This is a genomic window from Nocardioides sp. YJ-D4, from assembly GCF_054031495.1.
On record NZ_CM132932.1, the window covers coordinates 5,386,748 to 5,412,520 of the forward strand.

Annotated in this window: 25 protein-coding genes; 19 read left to right on the plus strand and 6 right to left on the minus strand. The window is 69.0% G+C overall.

Going from position 1 to position 25,773, the window contains the following annotated elements; translation table 11 throughout:
* Window positions 1-20: 20 nt before the first annotated feature.
* Genes ACW14X_RS25730 through ACW14X_RS25760 form a run of 7 tightly spaced genes read left to right on the plus strand, consistent with a single transcriptional unit; the run spans window position 21 to window position 7,803 of the window.
* Entirely contained in the window at window positions 21-680 is a 660-nt protein-coding gene (locus ACW14X_RS25730; RefSeq protein ID WP_350839588.1) for a hypothetical protein, read from the plus strand.
* Entirely contained in the window at window positions 673-2,016 is a 1,344-nt protein-coding gene (locus ACW14X_RS25735; RefSeq protein WP_350839590.1) for a glutamine synthetase family protein, read from the plus strand. Before ACW14X_RS25730 ends, ACW14X_RS25735 begins: the two co-directional genes overlap by 8 nt.
* Complete coding sequence (locus ACW14X_RS25740; protein WP_350839592.1) at window positions 2,013-2,825, plus strand: gamma-glutamyl-gamma-aminobutyrate hydrolase family protein; 813 nt, start codon at window positions 2,013-2,015, stop codon at window positions 2,823-2,825. Before ACW14X_RS25735 ends, ACW14X_RS25740 begins: the two co-directional genes overlap by 4 nt.
* On the plus strand, window positions 2,822-4,432 hold the full coding sequence (locus ACW14X_RS25745) for a class I adenylate-forming enzyme family protein (protein ID WP_457163794.1): 1,611 nt from the start codon (window positions 2,822-2,824) through the stop codon (window positions 4,430-4,432). The genes ACW14X_RS25740 and ACW14X_RS25745 overlap by 4 nt, the downstream gene beginning before the upstream one ends.
* Window positions 4,433-4,434: 2 nt before the next feature.
* Window positions 4,435-5,220 (plus strand): enoyl-CoA hydratase/isomerase family protein, encoded by a 786-nt coding sequence (locus ACW14X_RS25750; protein WP_457163795.1) that lies wholly within the window; start codon window positions 4,435-4,437, stop codon window positions 5,218-5,220.
* On the plus strand, window positions 5,217-6,314 hold the full coding sequence (locus ACW14X_RS25755) for a zinc-binding dehydrogenase (RefSeq protein ID WP_457163796.1): 1,098 nt from the start codon (window positions 5,217-5,219) through the stop codon (window positions 6,312-6,314). Before ACW14X_RS25750 ends, ACW14X_RS25755 begins: the two co-directional genes overlap by 4 nt.
* 25 nt (window positions 6,315-6,339) lie before the next feature.
* Window positions 6,340-7,803 carry an aldehyde dehydrogenase family protein gene (locus ACW14X_RS25760; RefSeq protein ID WP_457163797.1) on the plus strand — a complete coding sequence of 488 codons (1,464 nt, stop codon included), beginning with the start codon at window positions 6,340-6,342 and terminating at the stop codon, window positions 7,801-7,803.
* 19 nt (window positions 7,804-7,822) lie between these two features.
* Here the strand turns inward: ACW14X_RS25760 and ACW14X_RS25765 are convergent, their stop codons facing one another.
* Window positions 7,823-8,431, minus strand: a complete 609-nt coding sequence (locus tag ACW14X_RS25765; RefSeq protein WP_350839602.1) for a TetR/AcrR family transcriptional regulator — start codon at window positions 8,429-8,431, stop codon at window positions 7,823-7,825.
* A 191-nt stretch (window positions 8,432-8,622) separates the two neighbouring features.
* Here ACW14X_RS25765 and ACW14X_RS25770 point away from each other — a divergent pair, with 191 nt between their 5' ends.
* Genes ACW14X_RS25770 through ACW14X_RS25780 form a run of 3 tightly spaced genes read left to right on the plus strand, consistent with a single transcriptional unit; the run spans window position 8,623 to window position 12,151 of the window.
* On the plus strand, window positions 8,623-10,092 hold the full coding sequence (locus ACW14X_RS25770; RefSeq protein WP_350839603.1) for an MFS transporter: 1,470 nt from the start codon (window positions 8,623-8,625) through the stop codon (window positions 10,090-10,092).
* Window positions 10,093-10,127: 35 nt separating this feature from the next.
* A complete protein-coding gene (locus ACW14X_RS25775) occupies window positions 10,128-10,820 on the plus strand; it encodes a hypothetical protein (protein ID WP_350839605.1) in 693 nt (230 codons plus the stop codon).
* The gene (locus ACW14X_RS25780; RefSeq protein ID WP_350839607.1) at window positions 10,817-12,151 is read left to right on the plus strand and encodes an NAD(P)/FAD-dependent oxidoreductase; all 1,335 of its coding nucleotides are present in this window, start codon (window positions 10,817-10,819) and stop codon (window positions 12,149-12,151) included. Before ACW14X_RS25775 ends, ACW14X_RS25780 begins: the two co-directional genes overlap by 4 nt.
* On the opposite strand, the gene ACW14X_RS25785 is transcribed toward ACW14X_RS25780, so the two are convergent.
* Window positions 12,141-13,319 (minus strand): alcohol dehydrogenase catalytic domain-containing protein, encoded by a 1,179-nt coding sequence (locus ACW14X_RS25785; RefSeq protein ID WP_457163798.1) that lies wholly within the window; start codon window positions 13,317-13,319, stop codon window positions 12,141-12,143. The genes ACW14X_RS25780 and ACW14X_RS25785 overlap by 11 nt on opposite strands.
* 99 nt (window positions 13,320-13,418) lie before the next feature.
* On the opposite strand from ACW14X_RS25785, the gene ACW14X_RS25790 reads away from it, so the two are divergent.
* The 3 genes from ACW14X_RS25790 to ACW14X_RS25800 are packed head-to-tail and all read left to right on the plus strand — an operon-like array spanning window position 13,419 to window position 15,608.
* Complete coding sequence (locus tag ACW14X_RS25790) at window positions 13,419-14,465, plus strand: NAD-dependent epimerase/dehydratase family protein (protein WP_457163799.1); 1,047 nt, start codon at window positions 13,419-13,421, stop codon at window positions 14,463-14,465.
* 20 nt (window positions 14,466-14,485) lie between these two features.
* Entirely contained in the window at window positions 14,486-14,968 is a 483-nt protein-coding gene (locus tag ACW14X_RS25795) for a hypothetical protein (protein WP_457163800.1), read from the plus strand.
* Between the two features lie 28 nt (window positions 14,969-14,996).
* Window positions 14,997-15,608, plus strand: a complete 612-nt coding sequence (locus ACW14X_RS25800; RefSeq protein ID WP_457163801.1) for a flavodoxin family protein — start codon at window positions 14,997-14,999, stop codon at window positions 15,606-15,608.
* Between the two features lie 5 nt (window positions 15,609-15,613).
* On the opposite strand, the gene ACW14X_RS25805 is transcribed toward ACW14X_RS25800, so the two are convergent.
* Window positions 15,614-17,752 carry a copper-transporting P-type ATPase gene (locus tag ACW14X_RS25805; protein ID WP_457163802.1) on the minus strand — a complete coding sequence of 713 codons (2,139 nt, stop codon included), beginning with the start codon at window positions 17,750-17,752 and terminating at the stop codon, window positions 15,614-15,616.
* 196 nt (window positions 17,753-17,948) lie between these two features.
* Here ACW14X_RS25805 and ACW14X_RS25810 point away from each other — a divergent pair, with 196 nt between their 5' ends.
* From ACW14X_RS25810 to ACW14X_RS25820, 3 genes are read left to right on the plus strand one after another with little or no spacing between them, the layout of a single operon-like run.
* Window positions 17,949-19,223 (plus strand): multicopper oxidase family protein, encoded by a 1,275-nt coding sequence (locus ACW14X_RS25810; protein ID WP_457163803.1) that lies wholly within the window; start codon window positions 17,949-17,951, stop codon window positions 19,221-19,223.
* Window positions 19,224-19,234: 11 nt separating this feature from the next.
* Window positions 19,235-19,423 carry a multicopper oxidase domain-containing protein gene (locus tag ACW14X_RS25815; protein WP_457163804.1) on the plus strand — a complete coding sequence of 63 codons (189 nt, stop codon included), beginning with the start codon at window positions 19,235-19,237 and terminating at the stop codon, window positions 19,421-19,423.
* Window positions 19,420-19,647, plus strand: a complete 228-nt coding sequence (locus tag ACW14X_RS25820; RefSeq protein ID WP_457163805.1) for a DUF4442 domain-containing protein — start codon at window positions 19,420-19,422, stop codon at window positions 19,645-19,647. Before ACW14X_RS25815 ends, ACW14X_RS25820 begins: the two co-directional genes overlap by 4 nt.
* A gap of 83 nt (window positions 19,648-19,730) precedes the next feature.
* Here the strand turns inward: ACW14X_RS25820 and ACW14X_RS25825 are convergent, their stop codons facing one another.
* Window positions 19,731-20,327, minus strand: coding sequence for a hypothetical protein (locus ACW14X_RS25825; RefSeq protein WP_457163806.1), 597 nt, complete (start codon window positions 20,325-20,327; stop codon window positions 19,731-19,733).
* Between the two features lie 115 nt (window positions 20,328-20,442).
* The gene (locus ACW14X_RS25830) at window positions 20,443-21,192 is read right to left on the minus strand and encodes a L,D-transpeptidase family protein (protein ID WP_457163807.1); all 750 of its coding nucleotides are present in this window, start codon (window positions 21,190-21,192) and stop codon (window positions 20,443-20,445) included.
* 437 nt (window positions 21,193-21,629) lie between these two features.
* Here ACW14X_RS25830 and ACW14X_RS25835 point away from each other — a divergent pair, with 437 nt between their 5' ends.
* Window positions 21,630-22,697: a hypothetical protein gene (locus ACW14X_RS25835; RefSeq protein ID WP_457163808.1), complete on the plus strand. Its 1,068-nt coding sequence runs from the start codon at window positions 21,630-21,632 to the stop codon at window positions 22,695-22,697.
* A 111-nt stretch (window positions 22,698-22,808) separates the two neighbouring features.
* Here the strand turns inward: ACW14X_RS25835 and glnA are convergent, their stop codons facing one another.
* Window positions 22,809-24,230, minus strand: coding sequence for a type I glutamate--ammonia ligase (glnA, locus tag ACW14X_RS25840; protein WP_160022394.1), 1,422 nt, complete (start codon window positions 24,228-24,230; stop codon window positions 22,809-22,811).
* A gap of 212 nt (window positions 24,231-24,442) precedes the next feature.
* Between glnA and ACW14X_RS25845 the strand changes: the two genes are divergently transcribed.
* Both ACW14X_RS25845 and ACW14X_RS25850 read left to right on the plus strand, forming a co-directional pair.
* Entirely contained in the window at window positions 24,443-24,916 is a 474-nt protein-coding gene (locus ACW14X_RS25845) for an RDD family protein (RefSeq protein WP_400464566.1), read from the plus strand.
* 64 nt (window positions 24,917-24,980) lie between these two features.
* Window positions 24,981-25,763: a DUF6612 family protein gene (locus ACW14X_RS25850; protein WP_160022398.1), complete on the plus strand. Its 783-nt coding sequence runs from the start codon at window positions 24,981-24,983 to the stop codon at window positions 25,761-25,763.
* Window positions 25,764-25,773 lie beyond the last annotated feature (10 nt).

Consider the following 25,773-nt stretch of genomic DNA (forward strand, 5'->3'; position numbering starts at 1 on the left):
TCAGCCAGGAGGACCGAGAGATGACCGAGAGCACGACGATCGAGGCGCCGAGCGAGCGCTTCGACGCGATACGCGTCGCGATCGAGGACGACGCGACGCCGCTGGTCCGCCTGATCGGGCGCACCCTGAGCCGGGCCTCGGGACCGGGGCGCCCCGCCGAGGATCTGACCGCCGGCGTCGCCGGCACCGTCGCGATCCGATCCCACGACACCCCGCAGACGGCGACCATCGTGCTCGGCGACGGTGCCGTGGAGGTGACCAGCGGAGTCTTCGTCGAGCCTGACGCGACACTCCTGGTCGACCTCCACGCCCGGTTCGCGCCGACCCAGGAGCCGGCCGGCGACGCCGACATCGCAGCGCGCGTCCTGCGCGCACTGCGCCCACCGTTGCCGCACTGGCGCGACGCGGCCGTGCGGTTCTGGGAGTTGACCTGCGACATCGCCGGAATCCCCGACGTCCTCCTCGTGGAGGCTGCTGGGCCGGACGGCACCGAGCGGGGCCGGTTCGGGGAGGGGACGACGGCGTACCTGATCGCCGGTCCCGCCGATCTGCTCGCGGGTGTCTTCAGCGGCGCCGACGACTTCCTCGCCTCCCTGGACGCAGGTGTGCAGGTCCAGGGCACCTTGTCCCAGCTGTCCGTCATGACGGCCGCATCCTGGAAGGTCCGGTTCGATGTCTGAGCTCGCACAAGCCCGAGGGGCCGTACGCCTCGAGGCCACCAACCACGAGGGCAGCCTCCTCGGCAAGAACGTCTCGCCGCAGAAGTTCGCGTCCGGAAAGGACACCGGCTTCGCCTTCGCCGACATCCTGTTCGCCATCGACCTCAACAACGAGATCGTCCTCGGCGACGCCTTCCCGGAGTGGCGAGGCAACCTCTACGACATCCAGATGATCCCGGACATGTCGACCCTGGTGGAGTGGAAGCCCGGTCTCGACTCGGTGATCGGTGACTACTGGCTCAAGGACGGCAATCCGGTCCCGATCTGTCCGCGCAACCTCGTGCGGAAGCTAGTCGCCGGCCTCGCCGACAACGGGTACGCCGCCACCGTGGCCGTCGAGATCGAGGCCACCTTGTTCGAGGAGTCCGTCCAGGAGGCCAGGGCCCGCGGTTATCGCGACCTCACTCCGCTGGGCGGCAGCACCGGGGCGACGTACCACCTCGCCCGGTCCAAGGACTGGGTCGACTACATGGAGGCGGTCGTCGAGCGGCTCGACAGCGTCGGCATCGCGTGGGAGGCCTGGACCGACGAGGCTGCACCCGGCCAGACCGAGCTCAACCTCGCGCCGACCGACCCGGTCGGGCTGGGCGACAGCTGGGCGCGTACCCGCCAGGTGATGCGCGAGGTCGCTTTCGAGCGGGGCCACACGGTGTCGTTCATGGCCAAACCGACCGCCGGATTCGGTCAGGGAGCGCACATCAACCTCTCGCTCCAGAGCGACGGCGTGAACCGATTCTTCGCCGAGGACGGTCCGTCGGAGCTCATGCGGCATGCGGTCGGCGGGCTGCTTGCCACGATGGAGGGCAACACCTCGATCGCGTTGCCGCAGATCACCTCGTACCGACGGCTGGTCGACCTGACCGGGCCGCCGACGACGGTCTGCTGGGGAGTCAACAACAAGACCGCCGCGGTGCGGGCCATCACCGGCCACCCCAAGTACTCGCGCCTCGAGTACCGGCTCCCGGGCGCCGACGTGAACCCCTACCTGGCGCTGGCGGGTGTGCTGGCTGGGGTGCTGGCCGGGATCGAGCGGCGGATCGAGCCGCCCGAGCAGGTCACGGACATGGCCTGGTGCCTCCCCGAGAGCGCTGGGGTGAGGCGGATCCCGGACACGATGTCGAAGGCCGGCGCGGCGCTGGACGCCGATCCGCTGCTTCGCGAGTACCTCGGCGACGAGTTCGTGGACTTCTGGGTCGCCTCCCGCCGATGGGAGTGGATGGAGTTCCACACCAAGGGCGGCGACCCGTTCGCCGAGCTCTCCGCGTGGGAGTCCCAGCGATACTTCGAGTTCCCGTGAGCGCGCGCGACGAGGCCGGGGTGCTGCGGCCGCTGATCGGCATCACCGGACGCCGGTTCCAGCTGTCCGTGCTCAACGGAGCCGACCCGCGCTACGGCGACCGCTGCATCGACACCTCCATGTCGGACTTCGCGACCCGGATCGCCGAGGCCGGCGGGCTGCCGGTGCATCTGTCCTACGACACCGATGCGGCGGCGGTCTGCGACTGGCTCTCCGGCGTCGTCATCACCGGGGGCCAGGACGTACATCCGTCGTGCTGGGGCGGAGACACCTCGGTGGTGCGCGACATCGACCCCCGCACGAACCCGATGGTTCACGACGCCGCGCGAGACACGTACGAGATCGCGCTCGTCCGCGTGGCGATCGACCGGGGGATCCCGGTGCTCGGCGTGTGCCGTGGCCTGCAGGTGCTCAATGTCGCCCTCGGCGGCACCCTCGTGCCGCATCTTCCGGACGGTCCGGTGAGCCATCTCTCAGCCGAGATCGCGCCCACGGACGGCACCGTCGACCACGTCGTGAGCTTCACACAGGGCTCGATCGCCGCCGGCCTGTTCGGCAAGGACACGATCACCAACTCCTGGCACCACCAGGCCGTCGACAGCTGCGGCGCCGGGGTCATTGTGACCGGTCGGACCGATGACGGCGTGGTCGAGTCGATCGAGGTGCCGGGACGGCCGGTCCTCGGCGTCCAGTGGCACCCGGAGTGGATGAAGAGCAACGACCCGGCGCTGACGTGGGTCGTCGAGCAGGCGATGGAGCGGCTCGCGAACCACGAACCCGCCGGGCGAGAGCAGAGGAGCCCCCAGTGAACGCACACGTCACGGCCGGACCTGCCGTCGCGGCCGAACGGATGAGTGACGACCCCGCCGTCCCGACGCTGAGCCAGCTGCTGGCACAGCGCGCACAGGACTGCGGAGATCGGGAGTTCCTGCGTTTCGGTGAGTGGTCGTGGAGCTTCGCCGAGATCGACGCCTGGACCTCCCGGCTCGCCCACCGGCTGATCGAGGTCGACGACGTACGCCCGGGCGACCGGGTCGCGATCATGCTCCCGAACGTCGTGCACTGGCCGGTGGCATGGCTGGCCGTGCTGAAGGCCGGCGCGGTCGCAGTGCCGGTCAACTGCGGCTACCAGCGCTCCGACCTCGCCTTCGTCCTGAAGGACTCGGGTGCCGGGGTCGTCTTCACCGATGCCGAGCGCTCCGGCCTGGTCATCGAGGTGCTGATCGAGGAGCCCGAGCTGGCCGGAGTTCGTGTCGTCGAGGTCCCCGACGACGGGTCCGAGCGCTTCCCGGTCAGGGCGCCCGAGGTGCCGGTCGCAGCCGAGACGCTCGCGAACCTGCAGTACACCTCGGGCACGACCGGGTTCCCGAAGGCATGCATGCTCAGCCACGACTACTGGGTTCGTCTGGGCTGGATCTGCGCCGGAGCCACCGGGCTCGGGGCCGATGACGTACTCCTCACCTCGCAGCCGTTCTCCTACATGGACCCGCAGTGGAACACCGCGCTCGCCCTGACGCTCGGTGCCCCGCTGGTCGTGCTGCCGCGGTTCTCGGCTTCGACGTTCATGGCCGACGTACGCCGCCACCGGGCGACCTTCTTCTACGTCCTCGGCTCGATGCCCACCCTGCTGTTCAAGCAGCCGCCCGCGGCCGAGGACCGGGAGAACGACCTTCGGATGGTGCTCTGCTCGGGCATCCCGGTCGCCCTCCATGCCCAGCTCGAGGAGCGGTGGGGTGCGCCCTGGCGCGAGGTCTACGGCATGACCGAGTCGGGGATCGACCTGGTCAGCTCGTTCGACGACGACGCCGCTGCCGTGGGCAGTGGGAGCCTGGGGCGGCCGGTGCCGACCAAGCAGGTGCGCATCGAGGATCCGGTCGAGCCGGGGGAGGAGGTCCCGCCCGGTGAGCCGGGCGAGCTCGTCATCTCGGGCCGGCCGATGATGGATGGCTACTGGAACCGTCCCGAGGCCACCGCCAACGTGCTGCGTGACGGCTGGCTGCACACGGGCGACCTCGTCGTCCGCCGTCCGGACGGCGGCATCCAGCTGGTCGGACGGCTCAAGGACATGGTGCGGCGCGGCGGCGAGAACGTCGCCTCCGCAGAGGTCGAGGCCGCCCTCGAGAGGGACGAGTCGATCGTCGCGGCGGCCGTCGTCGCCGTACCCGACGAGGTCCTGGGCGAGGAGGTCAAGGCCTTCGTCCAGCTCAGGGAAGGGGTGCCGGGCGACCGGGCCACCGCCCAGGAGCTTCTCGAGCGCGCGGGTTCCGAGCTCGCGCGGTTCAAGGTGCCCCGTTACGTCGAGTTCGTCACCGATCTTCCGCGTACCCCCTCCGAGCGGGTCTCGAAGCCCGCGCTCAAAGCCAGGGCCGCCACCGAGCCCGGCACCACCTACGACTTCGCCCGACCGAGGAGCTGACCATGACCATCCCTGCTACCGGCCCTGCAACCGGTGAGGATCATCTCGACGTCGCCGTCGTACGCGACGTCGCGGTGATCACTCTCGACCGTCCCGAGAAGCTCAACGCCCTCACCGTCGGCATGCGGCGTCGCCTGGCGGTGTTGGTGCGTGAGCACGGAACCGGCGAGACCCTCCGTGGCATCGTCCTCACCGGGCGTGGCCGTGCCTTCTCCGCCGGTGAGGACCTTCAGCACGCGCCGACCACGGAGGCCGAGGTCCACGAGGCCTTCGAGAGCTTCCACGACGTCACCCGGGCGATCCTGCAGACCCGGGTCCCCGTGGTCGCGGCGGTCAACGGCCTCGCCGTCGGTGGTGCCTCCGAGATCACCCTGTGCTGCGATGCCCGGATCGGCACTCCGGTGACCGAGTACTTCCAGCCCGAGAACGCCCGTGGCCTCACCATCTCCAACGCGACCAGCCTGTTGCTCCGGCGCCTGGTCGGCAACCACGCGATGCGCATGGTCCTCGGCTCCCCTCGCGTCCCGTCGGCTGAGGCGCTGCGGATCGGTCTGCTGGACGAGGTGGTCGAGCCTGACCAGCTCGTCGAGCGCGCCGTCGACACCGTGCACGCCTGGACCCCCGAGGGGAACACCACGGCGCTCCACCTCGCGCTGCTGCGGCCCCTGGCCGCTGAGGTCGAGGCCGCCTTCGAGCGCGAGGACCACGCCGCCCACGAGGCCTGGGCGAGCGGACTGCTCACTGCCGGCGTCGCCGGCTTCTGGAACACGAGGGAGACCACCGCATGATCACCACCCGAGCTGCCGTGCTGAACGAGCTCGGAGCACCGCTGGTGCTCACCGACATCCGCGTCGACGACCCCGAGCCGCACGAGGTCCGGGTCGCGGTCAGCCACGCCGGGCTGTGCCACAGCGACCTCCACTACATGACGGGAACGGTGCCGACGGACGTCCCGGTCGTCGTCGGACACGAGGTGGCCGGTGTGGTCGAGTCGGTCGGCTCGGCCGTGACCTCGCTGCGTCCCGGCGACCGGGTCACCGGCGCCCTGACCCCCTCCTGCGGCGGGTGCGTGAACTGCGACGCCGGACGCTCCACCCAGTGTCTGCGTCTGGACGACGTACGCCGTCGGCAACGCTCCGCGTTCGAGACGCTCGACGGGCGGCCGATCGAGCGGCTCGCCGCCATCGGAGCGTTCTCGCAGCACATCCTGCTGCGGGAGAGCGCGCTCGTACGACTGCCGGACGACGTCCCTCTGCACGTCGGGTGCCTGCTGTCCTGCTGCATCGTCACCGGCGTCGGCGCCGTCTTCCGTGGTGCTCAGGTGCGCCCGGGCAGTACGGTCGCGGTCGTCGGCTGCGGTGGCGTCGGGTCGGCGATCATCCAGGGTGCGCGGCTGGCCGGCGCCTCCGCGATCGTCGCCATCGACCTGGACGAGGACCGGCTCAAAGCTGCCCGGACGTACGGCGCCACCCACGTCATCAACGGCGGCGACGGCGACACGGTCGCGGAGGTCCGCCGCCAGCTCGGCGACGGCGTCGACTACTCGTTCGAGGCGGTCGGCTCCGCCCGGACCGCGGAGACCGCACTGGCGCTCCTGCGGCCGACCGGCACCGCGTGCCTGGTCGGCATCGCGCCGGCCGGCACCGAGATCAGCGTGCCCGCCCTGTCGTTCTTCTTCGAGGAGAAGCGGCTCATCGGCTCCTACATGGGATCGGGCCAGGCGCGCGAGGACATCGCCCAGTTCGCCCGGCTCTACCAGCAGGGACGCCTGCTCCTCGACGAGATGGTGACCCGGGTCGTCCCCTTCGCCGAGATCAACGAGGGCTTCGAGGCGATGAAGTCCGGTGATGTCACCCGCATCGTCGTCGACCTCCAGTCCTGACCCACGAATCCGTAGAGGAACCCTGATGTCCAGCAACGAGATCACGATCGCCCAGCCGGTCAACTACATCGCCGACGAGTGGAGCGAGTGCACCACGGCCGACGACGCGTGGAACCTCGACCCCAACACGCTCGAGCCCGTCCATCGGACCGTCACCACCCCGCTCGACGACGTCGAGCGCGCCCTGCGGCATGCGGAACGAACGTACGACGTCGGCCGCTGGGACGAGGAGGCCCGGCACGAGCGGGCCGAGATGCTCGAGCGCGTGGCGGAGCTCCTGGAGAGCAGAACCGAGGACCTCGCGCGCACGGATGCGCTCACCAGCGGCACGCCCATCAGCGCCACCCGCACGGTGGCGTCCTTCCTGCCCTTCCGGATCCGGGCCACGGCCGCTGACCTGCGGGAGATCCCGCGGGTCACCGCCCTGGCGGCCGGTGGTCGTGACGTACGGCTCTACAAGGTCCCGTGGGGACCGGCGGCGATCCTCACCCCGTGGAACGGCCCGAGCTTCATCCCGGCCGCCAAGGTCGTCAGCGCCGTCGCGGCCGGATGTCCGGTGATCCTCAAGCCCTCGGAGCATGCGCCGGGCAGCGCCCAGATCGTGGTCGAGTGCTTCGTGGAGGCGGGCCTCCCGTCGGGTGCGCTGCAGCTGGTCCACGGTAGGGGTGAGGTGGGCGCGCGACTCACGGCCGACCCTCGGATCAAGGTCGTCTCGTTCACCGGCGGACCGTCGGCTGGGCGTGCCATCGCCCGCGCAGGCGCGGAGGACTTCAAGGTGCTGCAGCTCGAGCTCGGCGGCAACAATCCGGTGCTGGTGCTCGACGACGCCGACCTCGACGTCACCGCCGACGGGATCCTCGACGGCATGACCAAGCTCAACGGTCAGTGGTGCGAGGGGCCCGGCAAGATCCTCGCCCACCGCAGCCTGGTCGACCCTCTGCTGGAAGCACTGACAGAGAGGATCGCCAAGCTCACCGTCGGTCACTCCCTGGACGAGGACACGCAGGTCGGACCGATCTCCAACAAGCCGCACTTCCAGACCCTCCAGAGCCGGATCGACGGATTGCGCGAGCTCGGAGCGACGATCCACCAGCCCGCCGCGCTCCCCGAGCTCGGCGGCTTCTTCCTCTCGCCCACCGTCGCCTCCGGTGCCGATCCGCGGCGGGCGACGGCCGAGCTGTTCGGTCCGCTCGTCTCGCTGCACCCCGTGGACTCCGACGAGGAGGCCCTGCGGATCGCGAACGCCCATCCCTCCGGCCTGGACGCCTACGTGTTCGGCACCGACACCGACCGCGCGATCTACGTCGGTGCTTGCATCGTCGCCGGCGAGGTCCGGATCAACGGCGCGAAGGTCGCCGACCTCGGCGACGACTCGGCCCAGAGCTTCTGGGGGCCGGCCGGCATCGGTGGCCACGGGCCGGCCGAGTCCGTACGCGTCTTCTGCGGCGACCGGGTCGTCGGCGTGGACTCCCCGGACCTGCCGCTGTGAGAGCCGGCGCGGCGGTGCCTCAGGCCTTGGCCGGCACCGCCGCGAGCCGGGTCGTGAGCCAGGTTTCCAGCACGGAGCAGTTGAGGTCCATCTGCGCCCGGGCGACAGAGGCGTCGCCGTAGGTCAGCCAGTTGACGCCGAACCCGTCGGCGAGGGTGGCCAGGACGTACGTGACCTCGTCGATGACCTCCGGCGCGACCGGGTCACCGGCGGAGGCCTCCTGGAGTGCCTTGCGTACCGTCTCGAAGGCCTGGTCGTAGACGGCGATGCCGCGGTCGCCGTGCTGACGCCGAGCCCAGTTGACGAGCTCGAAGGTCGCGGCGGTGAAGCTGGGGGAGTCGAGGTAGCACTCCATCACGCCGCGCAGAATCTGGCGGGCCGCGTCGGGCAGCGTCGTGTGCGGGTCGCTGCCCTCGATGACCTCACGGTACTTGCCGGCCACGAAGGTGTAGACGTCCGCGAAGAGGTCCTCCTTCGAGTCGTAGCAGTAGTGCAGCATCGCCACGTTGGCCTTGGCCTGCTCGGCGATCCGGCGCGTCGTCGCGCCGTCGATCCCGTGGGCGGCGATGACCTCGACGGCGGCCTCGATGAAGTCGCGACGCCGCTGCGCGACGGGGATGCGTGCCATCAGGTCCTCCGAGGGTGTTCGTGCGACCGAGTTGGGCGCTTGATTAAGTCAATCCGACTATAACAGTGCCGCCATCGGAATCCCCGCCAGGGAAAACTTAGTCAAACATCTTAGTCATAAATCTTGATCATCTGACTAACTAAGTCGTAGCGTATGAGCCGGATCACACCTCCTCGGATCGGAGACAACCCATGGCGCAGATCAACGAAGAAGCGGCAGCACGCCGCCGGGCGACGACAGGGCACAGGCCTGACAAGGGTCGGCTCATCGGCATCGGCGCGCTGATGGTCGTGCTGACCAACGCCGTCATCTTCATCCTTCCGCCGCTGCTGCCGGTGATCCAGGCGCAGTACGGGCTCGCCACGGTGGCCGAGACGACCTGGCTCTACACGGCCCTGACGCTCGGTGGGGGAGCGGGATTCATCCTCCTGCCTCGCCTCGCCGACCTGTACGGCGACCGGAACGCATCCGTTGCCGCGTCCGCGTTCCTCACCGTCGGCGCGGCAGTCCCGGCCATCGGCGACTCCTACCCGACGCTCCTCGCCGGGTGCACCCTGATGGGCTTCGGCTGCGCTGCGCAGCTGCTGCCGCTGGGATTCCTGCGACGCAACCTCGGCGAGTCCGGCATCACCATCGGTGTCGCCGTCCTGGTGATCGCCACGGGCGCCGGCATCGTCGCCGGCATGATCGGCGGCGGCCTGATCGTCGAGACCCTGTCGCTGCGCAGCTTCTTCGTCATCCTCACCGCCGCCTGCGCGGCGACCACCCTCGCGACGTACGTCCTGGTCCCGCACGCCCCGCCGGCCGAGCGCGCCGGCCGGATCGGCGTGGTCGGCACGGTCTGGATGATCGGCTGGGTCGCGGCGATCCTGCTGACCCTGACGCAGGGTCTCGTCTGGGGCAACGCGGCCCTGATCCCGCTGGTGATCGGCATCGTCGGCGGCGTCGCCTGGATTCGCGCCCAGCGCCGGTCGTCGACGGCCGTCTTCGACGTGGCCCTGATGCGTACGCCGCTGGTCACCGCCTCCTGCCTGTCCATCGCCCTGTTCGCGGCGGTGAACTCGGCGTTCCTGCTCCTGCTCAGCACCTACGCACAGGTCATTCCCGAGGCGCTTCGCCCGGTCGACGCGTACGGCCTCGGGCTCACCGCGCTGGAGACCGGCTGGCTGATGGTGCCCTTCGCGGTGACGTTCCTGGTCGGCGGCGCGGTGGTCGACCGTCCCGTCGCCAACGGACGCGGCGTACCCGTGTTCGTCGTGGGTGCCCTCATCAGCGCGGCCGGCCTGGCCTGGCTGGCGATGTTCCACGACCAGCAGTGGCACTACCTGGTCGGCGCCGCCGTCATGGGCCTGGGCTGCAGCATCGGGTACGCCGCCGGCTTCACCCTGGTGCAGGCAGCCGTGCCCGAGGAGAAGGCCGGGATGGCGGCCGGCGTCGCCGGCACCTTCATGGCCGTCGGCTTCGCCTTCGGCACGGCGCTCGTCAGCGCCGACCTCAGCGCCTCGCTGGTTCCCGTCCCCGGGACGACGCTCGAGGTGGCCGCGGAGGGTCTCTACGGCACCGGCTACTGGATCTCCGGAGTTCTTGCGCTGCTCGTCGTGGTGACCGTGCTGGTCTCCCGTGCCCGCGCGCGCCGGCGTACCAGCCGGCTCGCCGCCTGATCCGCTCCCTCCATCTCACCTGAAGGAAATCTGACATGAAAGAGCTGCTCTTCCTGCTGGCCGATCTGTGGATGATCGTCGTCGGCTTCACCTACGGATGGAAGTTCATCCGGCGCTACGACAACTACCTGCTCGGCCTGGAGTGGATGGTCGTCGCGACGTCGGGCTCGAACTTCCTGCTCTGGTCGCTCATCAGCGGCGACGAGGGCCACCTCCTGTACGACATCGCCTACTTCTTCGACGCGTTCTCGCGGTCGGTGGGCATCACATTGATCGCCGTCCTCGGCCTGATGCGTGTCACGCACCGCTACAAGCCCAGCGTGCCGGTCGAGGTCGGCGTCTTCGGGCTCGCGATCGCCGCCGGTCTCTACCTGCAGCAGTTCCGCGGCCACGAGCTGCACGTGGGACCTGCGTCGTACTACCTCGTGGCCAACCTGCTCACCACCGCGTTCCTCGCCTACTTCTCGTGGCGTCTGTGGACCATCGGAGCCAGGGGCCACGCGGTCGCCGCCGGGATGGCGAGCGCCGCGGCGACGGCGATCGCCCTCATGTACGACTTCTTCCCGTTCCCCGACGACGCGCACCGCACGGTGTTCTACGTGCTGGCGCTGACCACCTGGGGAGTGCAGATGTTCGTCTACTACCGCGCCTACGGCGCATTGCATGACAACAACGTCGCCACAGGCCTCGAACCGGCCGGCGATGACCGAAAGGTGGTCCGCGCATGAACACTGACCACGTCACCTACACCGCCTTCACCGGGTGGGTCGACCCACCGGCCGACGTCCGGGGAGCCCTCGACGGAGACCTCGACTGCGAGGTCGTCGTCATCGGCGGAGGCATCAACGGGATGTCGACCGCGCTGCGGCTCGTCGAGCGTGGTCAGGACGTCGTGCTGCTGGAGGCCGAGTTCTGCGGCCACGGTGCCAGCTCGCGCAACGCGGGCCAGCTGGCCGGCGCACCCGGCGGCGACCTCCAGCTGCTCGACCTGCTCTCGCGCAAGAAGATGCCGGGCATGATGCGGCTGGCCGAGCACGCCGCCCACCACGTCGAGGACTTCATCGCGAAGCACGACATCGACTGTGACTACGAAGCGACCGGCAACGCGTTCGCCGCGGTCTCGCGCGGTCAGATGGGCCGCGTACGCCGGGTGGCCAAGATCGTGACCCGCGCCGGTGGGCAGGTCGAGGTCGGCACAGCTGCGGAGCTCGGGATCCCGCGAGGGCTCGTCGGCGGGATGCGCGAGGTCGTCGGCGGGCGGATGAACCCTGGCAAGTTCAGCCTCGGCATGCGCCGGGTCCTGCTCGACTCCTCCGCGCGGGTCTTCGAGCAGACGAAGGTCACCGACGTCAGGCGCAACGGCGGCCAGGTCGTGCTGACCACCCCGCACGGCCGGGTTCGGGCGGACAAGGTCGTGCTGGCCACGAACGCGTACGCGGGGGAGTGGGACATCACCCCGAAGCACCTCTCCGTGCCGATCTACGTCATCGAGGTGGAGACCGAGCCGATCGCACCTGACCGTCTGGCCGCGCTGGGCTGGACCAGCCGCATGGGTCTGGTCACCCAGCACGCGATCATGGAGAACTACCGCCTGACGCCGCGCAACACCATCGTGTTCGGCGTACGCCGCCTCGAGCGGGGCACGAGCTATCCGCTCCCGGAGAAGGTGCCCGACCCCGGGCTGGTCGAGGAGCTGGCCGGAGCCTTCGCCACGCGCTTTCCATCGCTGTCCGACGTGGCGATCAACCGCGCCTGGGGTGGCTGGATCGCGATCACCTCGTCCTGGCTCCCTCTTGCCGGCCAGGTCGGCGACGACATCTACTACTCGATCGCCTGCAACGGTCACGGCCTGGCCCAGGCACCCTATATCGGGACGCTCATCGCCGACGCGATCGTCGACGGCGAGCGGCACGAGGACCTGCAGACGGTGTGGAAGGAGAAGCCCAGCTTCCCGCGCCCGATGATGATGAGCCGCGCCGGACTCAGAGCGATCTGGGCCGTGGACCGCTTCAACGACCTGGTCAACGGCAGCCGGCGCCGTGCTCGGCTCACGGTTTGAAGACGACCTTCACCATCCCGTCGGACTTCTCCTGGAAGGACTTGTACGCCTCCGGAGCCTCGCTCAGGGGGAGGTGGTGGGTGGCGAACGAGTCCACGCCGAGCGGGTCCTCGCCGTTCTCGAGGAACGGCATCAGGTCATCGGTCCAGGCGCGTACGTTGGCCTGGCCCATGCGGATGCTGACCTGCTTGTCGAAGAGCTGCATCATCGGGAACGGGTCCATAGCGCCTCCGTAGACCCCGGCGATCGAGACGGTGCCCCCGCGGCGTACGGCGTCGAAAGCGGTGTGGAGCGCGGCCATCCGGTCCACGCCGGCGGCCTGCATCACCGGCCGGTTCACGGCTCCGGGCGTCATGGCCAGCAGCTTGGTCATCCCCTCGACGATGGGCGAGCCGTGGGCCTCCATCCCGACGGCGTCGATGACGGCATCGGCTCCGCGTCCATCGGTGAGGTCGCGTACCCGCTCGGCGACGTTGCCGGAATCGAGCTCGATCGTCTCGGCCCCGCGTTGCCGCACCCTGGCGAGCCGCTCGGGCTCGCGGTCCACGGTGATGACCCGATGGCCGGCGTCGAGCGCGAAGCGGCTCACCATGTCACCGATGGGACCGGCGCCGAGGACCAGCACCGTGCTGTCCGGGTCGGGGTCGGCGTACTGCAGTGCCTGCCAGGCGGTCGGCAGGACGTCGGAGAGGAAGAGGAAGCGGTCGTCGGACGGTCCGTGCGGGACCTTGATCGGCAGCTGGTTGCCGAAGGGAACGCGCAGATACTCCGCCTGGCCGCCCGGGACCTGGCCGTAGAGCGAGCTGTAGCCGAAGAGGCTGGCGCCGGTGCCCTGGTCGCGGTTCTGGGTGGTCTCGCACTGCGAGTGCAGGTGGTGCCGACACATCCAGCAGGTGCCGCAGCTGATGTTGAACGGCACCACGACGCGGTCGCCGACGCTCACCTCGCGAACCTCGGGGCCGACCTCGGCCACGATCCCCATGGGCTCGTGCCCGACCACGTCGCCCGGTGTCATGAACCCGGTGAGCACCTCGTAGAGGTGTAGGTCGGAACCACACAGTCCCGTCGAGGTCACCTCGACGATGATGTCGTCGTTCTCGATGATGTGCGGATCAGGGACGTCGTCCACTCGGATGTCGCGCCGTCCTTGCCAGGTGACTGCCTTCATGGATGTGCCTCCTTCGGATCGAGTCACCCCTGCGGTACCCGGATCCGGCGATTCGAGCCTGGCGAGCGGCAGTGCTGAACCCGGTCGCGATGGGTACCGGTGAGGCTCACCCAGCAGACCGGCCGCAGGGAGGGCGTGGACAACATGAAGGTGGTCGTCATCGGCGCGTCGGGAAACCTCGGCAGCGCCACCATCCGGGCACTCACCGCCGACGGGGCCGCCGAGGTCGTCGCCGTCGCGCGACGGGCTCCCGACGGGCCTCGGACCCACGAGCATGCCTCCGTCGAGTGGCGGGTGGCCGACGTGTCGACGGCCAACCTGGAGCCGGTGGTGGAAGGTGCCGACGCAGTCGTACACCTCGCCTGGAAGTTCCAGCCGACACATCGGCCCGAGGAGACCTGGGCCACCAACGCCGTCGGTACGCGCAGGGTCCTCGAGGCCGTGGCCCGGGCAGGCGTCCCGGCTCTCGTCTGCGCCTCCTCGGTGGCGGCCTACTCGCCGGTCGATCACGACGATCCGGTCGACGAGACCTGGGAGACCGACGGGGCCTCCTCTGCTGCGTACTGCCGGGAGAAGGCGTACGTCGAACGGGCCCTGGACGCCTTCGCCTGCGCCCACCCCGAGGTCCGCCTGGTCAGGGTCCGGCCCGCATTCGTCTTCCAGCGCTCGGCCGCCAGCGAGCAACGCCGCATCTTCGGCGGTGCCTTGGCGCGGCCGGAGCTCCTGGATCGGCGACGCATCCCGGTGGTGCCGGTGCCTGCCGGCCTGCGGTTCCAGGCCGTGCACGCCGGAGATGTCGGCCGGGCCCTCGCCACGGCAGCGACCACCGATGTGACGGGCGCGTACAACCTCGCCGGGGACGGCGTCATCGGCCGCGACGAGCTCGGCGAGCTGATGGACGCTCGAACGGTCGAGGTCCCGCCGCGTCTCGCGCGTCATGGCCTGGACGGTGCCTGGTATGCCCGGCTCTCGCCGGTCCCGGGCAGCCTCCTGGACGCGGTCATGCAGCTGCCGCTGATGTCGACCACCCGCGCCGAGCTCGACCTCGGTTGGCAGCCGCGCCACTCGGCCATGGACGCGCTCGAGGCCGTCCTGTCCGGGATCCCACAGAAGGCGGGCAGCGAGCTCCCGCCGTTACGACCCTGACGTCCGGACAAGGAGCAGCCATGAACGACGACATGTTGCACGCCTACCTGCAGCACCACTGGGCAGGGTCCAGCGCCGGAGCCGCGCTGTTCGAGCGAGTCGGCCACTCGCACTCCGACACCGACGTGGCCGCCCGAGTACGTCAGCTGGCGACCGAGATCGACGAGGACCGGGAGCAGCTGCGGCAGATCATCATGGCGACCGGGGCCACCCCGTCGCGCATCGCCGCCACGACGGGGCGCGCGATGGAGTTCGCCGGCCGGTTCAAGCCTAACGGACGGCTGGTGCGGCGCTCGCCGCTCTCGGACCTGTTCGAGCTGGAGGCACTGCGGGACGCGGTGACCGCCAAGCGGGCCGGATGGCAGCTGCTGCGTGCCGCCACCGAGGACGACCCACGTATCGACCCGCTGCAGCTGGACGAGCTCATCCGCCGCGCCGACGACCAGATCGCCCGGCTCGAGGACCTGCACCTGCGGGTGGGAGGTACGGTCATCGGCGCATGACGGCAGAGCCCGCCGGTTACCAGGTGGCATGACGTCAACGACTTGTCTGATCCTGAACTGCACTCTCAAACGCTCGCCCGACGAGTCCAGCTCAGAGCTGCTCGGGTCCCAGATCCTCTCGGCGCTCGCGGACTACGAGGTGAAGGGCGAGATGGTCAGGGTCGTCGACCACGACGTCCGCTTCGGAGTGTCCACCGACGAGGGGGATGGCGACGCGTGGCCGCGGCTGCGCGAGCGGATGCTCGCCACCGACGCGCTCGTGCTGGTCACCCCGATCTGGCTGGGCCAGCCGTCCTCGGTGTGCAAGATGGTGCTCGAGCGCCTCGATGCCGAGCTCAGCGAGACCGACGAGGACGGCCGGATGCTGACGTACGACAAGGTCGCCGGCATCGGTGTCGTCGGCAACGAGGACGGCGCCCACCACGTCACCGCCGAGCTCTGCCAAGCCCTCAGCGACGTCGGCTTCACCATCCCCGCCAACGGCTCGACCTACTGGGTCGGCGAGGCCATGCAGGGCGTGGACTACAAGGACAAGAACCCGACGCCGGAGAAGACCGCGGGCACGACCAGGACCATGGCCCGCAACATCGCCCACCTCGCCGGGCTGCTGGCGGAGTCGCCGTATCCGGCAGGGGAGTGACCTGATCAGCCCAGTCGTGCGGTGCGCAACCGCAGGGCGTTGGCGATCACGCTGACCGAGGAGAGTGCCATGGCCGCGGCAGCGATGATCGGGGAGAGCAGAAGTCCGGTGAACGGGTAGAGCACGCCGGCGGCCACCGGGATGCCGGCCACGTTGTAGACGAAGGCGAAGACCAGGTTCTGCCGGATGTTGCGCATGGTCGCCGCCGAGAGGCGGCGGGCGTTGGCGATGCCGGTGAGATCCCCGTGGAGAAGTGTGATGCCGGCGGACTCCATGGCCACGTCGGTGCCCGAGCTCATGGCCAGGCCGACGTCTGCTGCGGCGAGAGCGGGGGCGTCGTTGACGCCGTCCCCGGCCATCGCGACCACGCTTCCTTCGGCGCGGAGCTGATGGACGACGTCTGCCTTACGGTCCGGCAGCACGCCGGCCTCAACCCGGTCGATGCCAAGCGAGGCGGCCACTGCCCGGGCGGTGACCGGGTTGTCGCCGGTGAGCATGACGACCCGAACTCCCTGGGATCGGAGGTCGGCGAGAGCGGCCGGGGTGGTCTCCTTGATCGGATCGGCGATGGCGAGGGCACCGGCGAGCCGCTGGTCCATGCCAACCAGTATGACCGTGGCCCCGGTGCCGCGAAGCCGGTCGCTCTCGGGTCTCAGTGCGGCGGGGTCGATTCTTTGCGAGTTCAGGAAGTCGGCGCTGCCCAGCGCCACCCGGTGACCGTCGACGGTGCCGAGCACGCCACGTCCGACAGGGGAGTCGAAGCCGGTCACGTCCGGGACCGCCAACCCACGAGTGGTGGCGGCCTCGACGATGGCGCGGGCGAGCGGGTGCTCGGAGGCTCGCTCGGCGCCCGCGGCCAGCCGCACCAGCTCGTCCGCGTCCCCGGCTGGGTCGGAGAGCACGATGTCGGTGACCGCCGGGCGCCCCTCGGTCAGCGTCCCGGTCTTGTCGACGACAACGGTGTCGACCCGCTCCATCCGTTCCAGCGCTTCGGCGTTCTTGATCAGCACGCCGTGGGTGGCGCCACGGCCGACGCCCACCTTGATGCTGATCGGTGTCGCCAGTCCGAGCGCACATGGGCAGGCGATGATCAGGACCGCGACCGCGGCGAGCAGGCCGTGGACGACCCGCGGGTCGGGGCCGACCATCGCCCAGATCACGAAGGCGATGACCGCGATCGCGATCACCGCCGGGACGAAGTAGCCGGCGACCCGGTCGGCCATCCGCTGGATCGGGGCGCGGGACCGTTGGGCCTCGGCGACCAAGGTGACGATCCGCGCGAGCACGGTGTCGTGGCCGATCCGGTCCGCCCGGATGACCAGAGCGCCGGTGGTGCTGATGGTGCCGCCGATCACCGCGTCGCCGGTCGTCTTGGGCACCGGCATTGACTCGCCGGTGACAAGTGACTCGTCCACGCTGGACCGGCCGTCGAGGACTTGGCCGTCCACCGGGACCTTCTCACCTGGCCGCACTCGGAGCGTGTCGTCGATCCGCACCTGGTCGAGACCGATCTCCTCGTCGGTCCCGTCCGGGCGCAGGCGGCGCGCGGTCGTCGGGGTGAGGTCGAGGAGGGCTCGGATCGCTCCCGATGTCTGCTCTCGTGCACGCAGCTCGAGCACCTGGCCGAGCAGGACGAGCACCGTGATGACGGCCGCCGCCTCGAAGTACACGTCTACGGCACCCGTCCCCATGCCCATCTCGGACGCGGACCGGAAGGACTCCGGGAAGATCCCTGGCGCGATGGTGGCGACCACGCTGTAGAGCCAGGCGACCCCGGTTCCCATCGCGATCAAGGTGAACATGTTGAGGTTGCGGGTGCGCAACGAGACCCACCCACGCTGGAAGAAGGGCCATCCGGCCCACAGCACCACCGGGGTGGCCAGGACGAGCTGCAACCAGTTCGAGGTCGACTGTGGGATCGCCTCCCCGACCCGGTCGATGAAGTGGCTTCCCATCTCCAGAGCCACCACCGGGATAGTGAGCACCAGCCCGATCCAGAACCGGCGGCTCATCGCGAGGAGCTCGGGACTCGGCGCCTCGCCCGCCGTGAGGGTCACCGGCTCCAGCGCCATCCCGCAGATGGGGCACGCCCCGGGTCCGGGGCGGCGGATCTCGGGGTGCATCGGGCAGGTCCACTCGGTCACGGTGACAACGCTACCCCCGCGGGGTATCGGAGAAGTCGGCGAAAGGTCCTTCGGGCTCGGGACCTTCGGACCTCCGTGCGCATCCCAACGGCTCCTGCCGGTCCGCGTCAGGCGGGGGAGGATGGCGGAGGACGTGGGATCGAAGGGAGCCCGTCATGTGGTGGGATCGCAGCAGCGACCGGGCAGGCGGCACCTGATGACGCCGCGCCCCGTCGGTCGGCGCGCGGTCCTGGTGGGCTCGGTTCTCGCCATGACCGGAGGGGCACTGGCCGCCTGCGCCGACGAGCGCGGCGGACCATCGGCTGCCCAGGTGATCGGTCCGGGCTCGGACGAGGTCCGCGCGGCCGAGCTGCGGCGGCGATCACCCGGGCAGCGGGTGCACACCGAGCGCCTGACCGCTCGGCCCGCCACCATCGATCTCGGCTCTCGGACCGTCCAGACCTGGTCCTACGGTGAGTCGGTGCCCGGGCCGCTGCTGCGGACGAGGGCCGGTGACCTGCTCCGGGTCGAGGTGACCAACCGGCTGCCGGCGGAGACCAGCGTCCACTGGCACGGTCTGGCGCTGCGCAACGACATGGACGGCGTACCCGGGATCACCCAGAAGGCGATCCGCCCGGGCGCTCCCTTCACCTACGAGTTCACCACCTCGGATCCCGGCACCTACTTCTTCCACCCGCACAGCGGCGTACAGCTCGACCGCGGTCTCTACGGGGTGCTCGTGGTCGACGATCCCGCGGACCCCGGCGACTACGACCAGGAGTGGGTCGTCGTCCTCGACGACTGGGTCGACGGGACCGGCCGGACCCCCGACGAGGTCCTCGCCGACCTGATGTCGACGACAGGGATGGGCCACGGCGGGATGATGGGAGGGTCGATGCGCTCCCCGGTGCTCGGTGGCGCCGGGGACGTCGACTACCCGACCTACCTCCTCAACGGCCGTACGCCGGACGCGCCCGTCACGCTGACGGGCAGGCCGGGACAGCGGGCCCGGCTGCGGATCGTCAACGCCGGGTCCGACACCGCCTTCCGGCTCGCGCTCGCCGGCCACCGCCTCACCGTCACCCACAGCGACGGGTTCCCGGTCGTACCGACCACGACCGACGCGCTGCTGATCGGCATGGGCGAGCGGTACGACGTGACCGTCGACCTCGCAGACGGGGTGTTCCCGCTCATGGCCTCGGCCGAGGGCAAGACGGGCATCGCGCTGGCGGTGGTCCGCACCGGCCGGGGGACGCTCGGTGGTGCCGCGATTCCCGAGCTCTCCCGCCGGTTGGTCCTCGGCAGCGACCTCACGGCCGATCCGGCCGTACGCCTGGACCCCGCCCCCGTCGACAGACGTCTCGACGCGGTGATCGCGGGTGGGATGATGCGCTATCGGTGGACGATCAACGGGGCGCCGTTCCCCGATCACGAGCCGCTGGACGTAGCGAGCGGGAACGGGTGCGGCTGCGTCTGCGCAACCGGTCGATGATGTTCCACCCCATGCACCTCCACGGACACACCTTCGGTCTCGTGGACGGTGGCGCTCGCAAGGACACCGTGATCGTACGGCCCATGCAGTCGCTCGAGGTCGACCTCGTCGCCGACAATCCCGGCCAGTGGGCCCTGCACTGCCACAACGTCTACCACGCCGAGGCCGGCATGATGACCGTCCTCTCCTACCGGAGATGATCGGCCGGCCCGAACCGGGTATCCGACTCGGCGCCTTGGTGCCGCGCATGGGCGAGATGGGGATCACGATCACCCGGGCCGTACCGGGCCATGTGGTGGCCGAGGTCGGCATGGACGGAAACGCCAACCACCTCGGGACCATGCACGCCGGCACCCTGTTCGGCGTCGCGGAGGTGCTCGCCGGGGTGATCGCCTTGTCGCTGCTGTCGAGCGGGTGCCGGTAGCGGTTCTTGCCTATTTTGATCCGACGTGCGAGGACACTCGGACCCGGAATCGCGTTCGTGGAGGTCGTGACGGTGGCGGGGAATCACTTCCGACGGCACGCGGCAGGGTTCTGGTGCAGGTCCACGTTGTCCCTCACGATCTTGCGGTCCACCCAGCTGTTGCGAGCCACCGAGAAGTTGCCGGCGTAGGAGTTCCTGAGGACACGCAGGGAACGCACGTGATTGCCGACGACGCGGAGGTTGTTGCACGCCTTGTTGTCCCGGACCATCAAGGTTCCCCGATTGTCGCGTACCACGAGATTGTTGGCGATCGACATCTCGCAGATCGCCACGTTGCGGGAGTTGCGGACCATGAGGTTTCGTCCGGCGACCGGGTCCACGCGGCACCCGGCGGCTCCGATGGTGACGCGTTCGACGACGTTGCGGACGTGGATGTTCCGGCCGACATGCGTGTCGGTGATGCTGACCACCCTCGGTGCACCGGTGGTGCGGACGTTGCCGGTGATCCTGGAACTGGTGATCACGCAGCGGGCGCCGTCAGGGACGACTACATGACGGAACGTCCGGTGGTGGTAGCCGCCGTCGCAGACGAGGTCGGGCGGCAGCGCCTGGGCGCTGAGGACCGGCCCCAACACGGGTGCGAGCGCGCCGATGAGAAGGAAGACGACGAGCTTCTTCATGTGAACCCTCCGAGTCCGGGCGATATGTGCCTTCATGACGCGCCAACGGGAACATGTGTTGCACCCTGAGCCGGTGCGGCGCGGGACAGGTTCCGGGTCGGAGCGTCAGTCGAGCTCACACCACGCGTACGCGGGTCTTGACCTTGGTGAAGTCCCAGACCTCAGCCGCCATCGTGGCGCTGAGGCGGATGCAGCCGTCGGAGGTCTTCTCGTCGGTGCCGAGATACCAGTTCGGGTGGATCTGACGACCCGTTCGCATGCTCACCGGCACCCGGTGGAAGGCGACGCCGCAGGGCGCGAACCGGACGAAGTGGTAGAGCCACTGCGTGCCGCTGTAGTTCGTACGTGGGTTGCCGCGCGCCGGTCGGCCGCAGTAGGAGCCGGTGGTGTACCACTGCTTGTCCAGCCATTCCGCGTCGATCATCCCGCCCTGCGCGCGGATGGACCCGTCGGCGCGCACCAGCCAGACCCAGTCCTGTCGCTGGCTGATCACGATGCGGCGTCCGGACCCAGTGCTCGCCGGCACCGGCCGTACGTCGCACCGCTTCGCCGTCGCCGCCATCAGCCGTGTCCGCGTGGTGGTCGTGAACTGACCGCTCGGGCTCAGGCGGTGGCGGGTCTGGAATCGTACGACGGCCGTGCGGGTGTGGGCGTCGACGCGGCCGTCGACGCGGCCGACGTTGCAGCCGAGGCCGGCCAGCCGGGACTCCCACCGCTTGATCGTCGTGGCGGTGGCGGCGTTGCCGGGGCTGACCACCACCACGGCGGCCGCCGCCAGCGCAACAGCGGCGACGACAGGGAGAACAAGGACGAGGGCGGAGCGGCGTGCCCGAGATGCGCCGGCCAGGTTCGCGAAGATTGGCACCGGGCGAGGCTACGCGACATCCGCGCTCCAGGCGGGCGCTGTTGCCCGGTTGTTGACCAGATGACGCGGACGCGGGTGGCGCGGCCGGCGGTCCGGGCCCACCGGATGGCGGCGAGCCGTACGCAGCCGTGGCATGTATCCGAGCAGCCACCATTTCAGCAGACGCTGACAGGGAAGCCAGGCGGCGCACGTCGTACTGAGTCGGTCGCGGTTCTCGTCGTCGGCGACGGCACGCAGTAGCGGCTCTCGACATCGCAGCGGTCCGGATCACGACGAGTTCGTCGTGGCCGTCAGAGCGCAGGTTGTCGAGGCCTGGTGGTGGCGATCGAGGATGTCGGCCGACGCAAATGGTTGCGTCCCGCTGAACGGTGCAGCGTATGGCAAGGTGTGGCAGGGCGGTCCTGGGGCTGTCGACAACCTTCTCGGATCGGGGCGTAATGAGACTGATGCTCGGTGTTGCGGCCGCTGGCTTGGTGCTGGGGTTGTCTGGATGCGGGCCGTTCGATCGGGACGCGTCCGTGGAGAAGGACCTTCTCGCAATGCCTGGAGTCGAGAAGGTCGATGTCGATGATCGGCGAGTGGTGTTCTCCGACGTCGAGGAGACTCAACTGAATCCGGTTGCCGACCGGATTGCCGAGTGGGAGGACGACGGTGGTTTCGCGGTTGGGCTGGACGGCTGGGATCTCACCAGCAACGGCGTAGTCGTGGGCTCTGAGGTTGCGCAGCAAGCCTTGCCCAATGAGGCTGTTTCAGCGTTCGTGGAGCTGGCAGATCTGGAACTCGATCAATACACCTCGAACGAGATCAAGCCGTTCGGATCAGGACGGATGGATGACCGGTTCCGGGTGTCGCTGGACGGGGTCGAGGATCCGATGGCAGTCGCCGTCACCGTGCTGGAGTCGCTGGGTGAGCATCCGGACCGTTACGACACGGTCTCGGTGAAGGCACCTGGTGGATTCCAGATCCTGGTGGCGATCGGGGACCTCGACGCCAGCCAGGTCGACAGCATCGTGACCGACCTGAAGAGTCTTCCGGACTGGCGAGCCTACGACGGCGCGTCGGTGCAGGTCGGTGGTGTGAATGAGCAACCGAACAAGATCCGGCTCAGCTTCAACGTTCCCCTGGCGGACACGGTCGAGGTCAACCGGTCCGCCCTCGCGGCCCAGGCGAAGTTGACGAACCCGAACGACTATTTCGTGTCGGTCAACGACGTGCCCTCCAAGGGAATCCTCCTCGTGATGGGTACGGTCGCCGAGGTCGCGGGCGAGGTTGCGGTGCTCGGAGGTTTGAAGGACTCGCCGATCGCCAGCGTCACCTTCATCGGCGGCGGGGCCGATGGCTACGTGGTGCTGACCGTCAACACGCAAGCCGATCTCCTCACCGTCGCTCAGGACGCGAAGCGGGCCGGAGTCGGCCGGCTCGAGATGTCGATCGAGGGGCAGGATCCGATCGAAGACAAGGTCGAAGGTACGCCGGACGAGCTGCTCGAGCAGTTGAGCAAGTGATCCCCGAGTCACTGGGCCAGGACGCCTCGCCCATCAAGGGGTGACGTACGAAATGGCCGAAGGCCCCGGGAAAACCGGGGCCTTCGGTGTGCAGACAGGTGAGCGGTCGGCTCAGATGTCGTAGTAGAGCTCGAACTCGTGCGGGTGCGGGCGGAGCTGGATCGGGAGGATCTCGTCGTTGGTCTTGTAGTCGATCCAGGTCTCGATCAGGTCGGGGGTGAAGACGTCGCCCACGGTGAGGAAGTCGTGGTCGCTCTCCAGCGCCGACAGGACGGCACCGAGGGAGGTCGGCACCTGGTTGATCTCGGCCATCTCGTCCGGCGGCAGCTCGTAGATGTCCTTGTCGATCGGAGCGGGCGGCTCGATCTTGTTCTGGATACCGTCGATGCCGGCGAGGAGCAGGGCCGAGAAGGCGAGGTACGGGTTCGAGGACGGGTCCGGGAACCGGGTCTCGACGCGCTTGGCCTTCGGGTTGGTGCCGGTGATCGGGATGCGGACCGCGGCGGAGCGGTTGCGCGAGGAGTAGACCAGCGAGATCGGAGCCTCGAAGCCCGGGACCAGGCGGTGGAAGGAGTTCACGGTCGGGTTGGTGAAAGCCAGCACCGACGGGGCGTGCTTCAGGATGCCGCCGATGTACCAGCGGGCCATGTCGGAGAGGCCGCCGTAGCCGGTCTCGTCGTAGAACAGCGGCTCGCCGGCGTTCCAGATCGACTGGTGGACGTGCATGCCCGAGCCGTTGTCACCGAAGACGGGCTTCGGCATGAAGGTGACCGTCTTGCCGGCCTCCCAGGCGGTGTTCTTGACGATGTACTTGAACTTCATGACATCGTCGGCAGCCTTGAGCAGCGTGTCGAACTTGTAGTTGATCTCGGCCTGGCCGGCGGTGCCGACCTCGTGGTGGGCGCGCTCGACGAGCAGGCCGGAGGCCTCGAGGTTCTTGACCATCGTGTCGCGCAGGTCGGCGAAGTGGTCGGTGGGGGAGACCGGGAAGTAGCCGCCCTTGTAGCGCGTCTTGTAGCCCAGGTTGTCCGAGCCGTCGGGGTTCTTGTCGGCACCCGAGTTCCACCAGGCCTCGACGGAGTCGATCTTGTAGAACGACTCGCCCTCGGAGGTGTTGTAGGCGACCTTGTCGAAGATGAAGAACTCCGCCTCGGGGGCGAAGAACGCGGTGTCACCGATGCCGGTCGAGGCGAGGTACGCCAGGGCCTTGCGCGCGATGTTGCGCGGGTCGCGAGAGTAGGCCTCCCCGGTGATCGGGTCGTGCACGAAGTACATCAGCGCGAGGGTCTTCGCGGCGCGGAACGGGTCGATGTACGCAGTCGTGACGTCCGGGTAGAGCGCCATGTCGGACTCGTTGATCGTCTGGAAACCACGGATCGACGAACCGTCGAAGGCCATCGGCTCCAGGTTGAACGACGACACCGGCACCGTGAAGTGCTGCTGGACGCCAGGCAGGTCGACGAAACGGATGTCGACGAACTCGACCCCCTCGTCAGAGATGAACTTCAAGAGCTCGTCGTCAGTGCTGAACATCAATCCTCCTTGGCTCACCCGGGCGGGAAGAGCCAGATAGGTCTCTCGCGATCGAGGCCGGACCCTCATGGATCCGACCGTGCCACGCAAATTACGAAGGGACGGTTGCGCAGGAGTGTCGCAAATGTTTCAGGCGTGTAACAGGTTGTGTGATTTGATCGGCAACCATCCCGGATCTCACCCCTCAAGACGTTGCCGCCTACGCTTACGACGTGACCAGTTCCGCCACTCCTGCGACGCCCACTCTGCCTTATGACACCGCGAGCTGGGGCAGGCGCGTCCTGGCACTCTTCATCGACTGGCTCGCGTCGTCGCTGGTGGCGTCGGTCTTCCTCGGCGTACGGGCGCTGCCGTTCGGGTCGCTGCTCGCCGGTGTCGACCCGCGGCCGACCGACAACCTGTGGATCCTGGTCGTCTTCATCGTGCAGACGGCGGTCTTCACCACGCTCGGCGGCGGCTCCTTCGGCAAGCTGGTCACCCGGCTGCGTACGGTGCGCGTGACGACCGGTGAGCCGGACGTACGCCCGCTCGATCCGCTGCGGAGCATCGCCCGTCAGATCCTGGTCGTCCTCGTCGTACCGCCGCTGGTCTTCCGTCCCGACCGGCGCGGGCTCCACGATCTGGCGGCGGGTACGGCGACCGTCACCCTTCAGACCTATCGACACGTGTTTCGCCGGCTTGGTTGAGCAGCTTCCGAGGGTAAGTTTGACAGGTCAGCCGCAAGCAGCGGCAAACACGAAGGGAAGCTCAATGACGCTCAACCGTACTCTCGGGCCACGTGGCCTCTGGCGCCGCGCCGCTGTGGCAGGCGTGCTGGCCGTATCGCTCTCGGGCCTGGTGGCCTGCGGTGGCGGTGGTGGGGCCGGCGGTGCCAGCGAGGGTGACTCGGTCTCGGCCGAGGAGATGACCGAGGTGATGAAGAAGGCGACCGACATCGACACCGCCCACTTCACCACGAAGATGGACGCGAAGGCGTCGGGTCAGACGGTCTCGATGACCGGCGAGGGCGACATCCAGAAGGAGCCGCCGGCGCAGCACTCCACCATGAAGATGAGCGGTGGCTCGATGAACATGGATCTGGAGACGATCCTTGTCGACGAGAAGATCTACATCAAGGGCATGATGGGCGACTCGTGGGTGACCGCGAGCACCGACGATCTCGCCAAGATGGGCGGGACCAGCCTGGAGTCGATGAGCAACCCGCTCGCGTTCTTCGACGGCATGGAGGAGTCGATCAAGTCCTCCAAGTTCGAGGGCGAGGAGAAGGTCGACGGCACCGACACCAAGCACTACAGCTTCACCGTCGACTCCGCCGGGCTCGCCGAGAGCCTCGGTGCCGACAGCACCAAGGGCATGCCCAAGACGATCGACCAGGACATCTGGGTCGACGCGGACGGCCTGCTCCGCAAGGCCGAGGTCGGCATGGGCGAGATGGGCACCGTCGAGATGCTCCTGTCCAAGCACGGCGAGGACGTGACCATCGAGGCGCCGCCGGCGGACCAGGTCACCGACATGCCGAGCATGGCCGGCTGACAGCCAGTTC

Bases quoted from the DNA above. Each gene is read 5' to 3' on its own strand.
- ACW14X_RS25820 (WP_457163805.1), top strand. From the start codon at position 19,420: ATGATCGGCCGGCCCGAACCGGGTATCCGACTCGGCGCCTTGGTGCCG.
- ACW14X_RS25775 (WP_350839605.1), top strand. From the start codon at position 10,128: ATGAAAGAGCTGCTCTTCCTGCTGGCCGATCTGTGGATGATCGTCGTC.
- ACW14X_RS25760 (WP_457163797.1), top strand. From the start codon at position 6,340: ATGTCCAGCAACGAGATCACGATCGCCCAGCCGGTCAACTACATCGCC.
- ACW14X_RS25850 (WP_160022398.1), top strand. From the start codon at position 24,981: ATGACGCTCAACCGTACTCTCGGGCCACGTGGCCTCTGGCGCCGCGCC.
- glnA (WP_160022394.1), bottom strand. From the start codon at position 24,230: ATGTTCAGCACTGACGACGAGCTCTTGAAGTTCATCTCTGACGAGGGG.
- ACW14X_RS25815 (WP_457163804.1), top strand. From the start codon at position 19,235: ATGCACCTCCACGGACACACCTTCGGTCTCGTGGACGGTGGCGCTCGC.
- ACW14X_RS25800 (WP_457163801.1), top strand. From the start codon at position 14,997: ATGACGTCAACGACTTGTCTGATCCTGAACTGCACTCTCAAACGCTCG.
- ACW14X_RS25780 (WP_350839607.1), top strand. From the start codon at position 10,817: ATGAACACTGACCACGTCACCTACACCGCCTTCACCGGGTGGGTCGAC.
- ACW14X_RS25755 (WP_457163796.1), top strand. From the start codon at position 5,217: ATGATCACCACCCGAGCTGCCGTGCTGAACGAGCTCGGAGCACCGCTG.
- ACW14X_RS25825 (WP_457163806.1), bottom strand. From the start codon at position 20,327: ATGAAGAAGCTCGTCGTCTTCCTTCTCATCGGCGCGCTCGCACCCGTG.
- ACW14X_RS25750 (WP_457163795.1), top strand. From the start codon at position 4,435: ATGACCATCCCTGCTACCGGCCCTGCAACCGGTGAGGATCATCTCGAC.
- ACW14X_RS25785 (WP_457163798.1), bottom strand. From the start codon at position 13,319: ATGAAGGCAGTCACCTGGCAAGGACGGCGCGACATCCGAGTGGACGAC.
- ACW14X_RS25835 (WP_457163808.1), top strand. From the start codon at position 21,630: ATGAGACTGATGCTCGGTGTTGCGGCCGCTGGCTTGGTGCTGGGGTTG.
- ACW14X_RS25735 (WP_350839590.1), top strand. From the start codon at position 673: ATGTCTGAGCTCGCACAAGCCCGAGGGGCCGTACGCCTCGAGGCCACC.
- ACW14X_RS25795 (WP_457163800.1), top strand. From the start codon at position 14,486: ATGAACGACGACATGTTGCACGCCTACCTGCAGCACCACTGGGCAGGG.
- ACW14X_RS25730 (WP_350839588.1), top strand. From the start codon at position 21: ATGACCGAGAGCACGACGATCGAGGCGCCGAGCGAGCGCTTCGACGCG.
- ACW14X_RS25770 (WP_350839603.1), top strand. From the start codon at position 8,623: ATGGCGCAGATCAACGAAGAAGCGGCAGCACGCCGCCGGGCGACGACA.
- ACW14X_RS25810 (WP_457163803.1), top strand. From the start codon at position 17,949: ATGACGCCGCGCCCCGTCGGTCGGCGCGCGGTCCTGGTGGGCTCGGTT.
- ACW14X_RS25765 (WP_350839602.1), bottom strand. From the start codon at position 8,431: ATGGCACGCATCCCCGTCGCGCAGCGGCGTCGCGACTTCATCGAGGCC.